2 protein-coding genes are annotated in these 1176 nt (G+C 66.6%); one reads left to right on the plus strand and one right to left on the minus strand.

Annotated elements, in window-relative coordinates:
- A partial coding sequence (locus CKO23_RS24800; RefSeq protein WP_200336216.1) for a LysR family transcriptional regulator occupies positions 1-127 on the minus strand: 127 nt, incomplete at its 3' end.
- A 179-nt stretch (positions 128-306) separates the two neighbouring features.
- On the opposite strand from CKO23_RS24800, the gene CKO23_RS24805 reads away from it, so the two are divergent.
- Entirely contained in the window at positions 307-948 is a 642-nt protein-coding gene (locus CKO23_RS24805; RefSeq protein WP_200336218.1) for a TusE/DsrC/DsvC family sulfur relay protein, read from the plus strand.
- Positions 949-1176 lie beyond the last annotated feature (228 nt).

A 1176-nucleotide genomic window follows, 5' to 3' on the forward strand; every position in this document is an offset into this window, starting at 1 on the left:
GCCCCTTCTCCAGGTTCTGGATGCGCGCGCTCACCGTCGACTGGGTGACATGCACCCGCTCGGCGGCCTCCAGGAAGCTCCCGTGGGCGGCGACCGCGAGAAAGGTCTTGATCTGGTCGATGTCCATGCTGTGTCCTCAAGGTCGGGCGCCTGATTCTATCGACGTTTCCGATAGCAACGAGCGATCGATTTCGTTTTTCTTTGACCATAATCGCCATTACGCTGCTCTTATCAAAGCCGGTGTGGATTCGGGGCGGACCGCCGCCCACCGCGCCACGGGATGTCGTAACCGTCGGAGATGAGACGATGATCGCAGTCAGAATTTCCATGAAGGCCACCCATGAGCCGCTGAAGCGCACCCCTGTCGTGCTGCGCCTGGACGCGGACGGGAGCGAGACGCCGCCGGTGCTGACCGACCGCGCGGGCGTTGCCAGCTTCGACCTGCCGCCGACCAGCGGCACGGTCCTGGTCTCCGGGGTGGAGCGCTACGAGGGCCGGCTCGACGGTGAGATCCCGATCGAGCTGTGGTCCATCACCCAATCCGAGCGGGACTCGCGCGGACTCCCCGGCGAGTTCCCGGCGGGCAGCAACGCCTACCCGAGCATGACGACCCGCGCGATGCAGGTCGGCGAACGTGCCATCCTGACCGACAGCGAGGGCTATCTGGTCGATCCCTCGGACTGGTCGGAAGACTTCGCGCGCGCCCTGGCCGACCAGGAGGGGCTGGTCTTGACCGAGGAGCATTGGGAAGTGATCCGCTTTCTGCGCGCCCGCTTCGCCCGCAACGGCATCCAGACCACGGTGCGCGACATGATCGTGCACTTCCGCAACGTCTGGGGGCGCGAGCGCGGTAGCAATCGCTACCTCCATCAGATCTTTCCGCGCGGCGGACCGCAGAAGCAGGGCAATCGCCTGGCGGGGCTGCTGCGGACCAAGGGTGAGCATTGAGGACAGGGGTCGCCATCCATCTCACGGCGGGGTGCGCCCCGCCGTTTGACCGGCATCAAGGCCAGCGGCTGGCGCGGCGGCTAACCTGCACGAACGCTTCGCGCCAACCGGCCCCGCTCCGCATGGTCGTCATCTCCCGTCTCAACGCCCTCCCCGTCCTCGCGCTCGGATTCCGCGCCTTCTTTCTGGCCGCTGGTGTGGCGGCCATTCTCAGCGTCGCCGTCTGGC

Origin of the sequence: Thiocystis violacea, from assembly GCF_016583565.1 — a bacterium.
Taxonomy (GTDB): Bacteria; Pseudomonadota; Gammaproteobacteria; order Chromatiales; family Chromatiaceae; genus Thiorhodococcus; species Thiorhodococcus violaceus_A.